The sequence below is a fragment of the Vibrio sp. 704 genome, from assembly GCF_033339295.1.
Genome location: NZ_JAWOUH010000700.1, coordinates 1 through 598, shown reverse-complemented (window position 1 = coordinate 598; position 598 = coordinate 1). Strand labels below are relative to the sequence as shown.

At 50.7% G+C, this 598-nt stretch carries 1 protein-coding gene; it reads left to right on the top strand.

The genetic code is table 11. The annotated features are described in order from the left end of the window. The coding region (locus R7R24_RS28605) for an efflux RND transporter periplasmic adaptor subunit (RefSeq protein ID WP_318120445.1) at positions 1–598 on the top strand (598 nt) is incomplete at both ends.

The window sequence follows — 598 nt, the reverse complement described above, 5'->3', positions numbered from 1 at the left end:
TGCGCCAATGGATCCAAATTATAAGCGCGACAAACCGGGCAAATCGCCAATGGGCATGGACTTGATCCCAGTGTACGCCGAAGATCTCGCGGGTGAACAAGACAAACCCGGCACGGTAAAAATTGACCCATCGGTTGAAAACAACTTAGGTGTAAAAACCGCTCAAGTCTCTTTAGAGCAACTTTCACCTCGGATTGAAACTGTCGGCTACATCGCGTTTGACGAAAGCCATTTGTGGCAAACCAACGTTCGCGTGGCGGGCTGGGTTGAAAAGCTTTACATCAATGCCGTGGGTGAAAAGGTCAACAAAGGCGACGTGCTGTTCACGTTGTATTCGCCTGAGCTAGTCAAAGCACAAGAAGAGCTGCTGAACGCCTACCGAACTGGGCGTAGTGGCCTAGTGAAAGGCGCGACAGAACGTTTGGTGACACTGGGTGTTGATCGTTCTCAAATCAAAGCCATCACTCAACGCGGGAAAGCATCGCAAACGATTGAAATTAAAGCTCCGGAAGATGGCGTCATCGCGAGTTTGAACGTTCGTGAAGGTGGTTACCTATCCCCTGCTCAAGCGGTGATCAGCGCAGGCCCACTTGAAAAC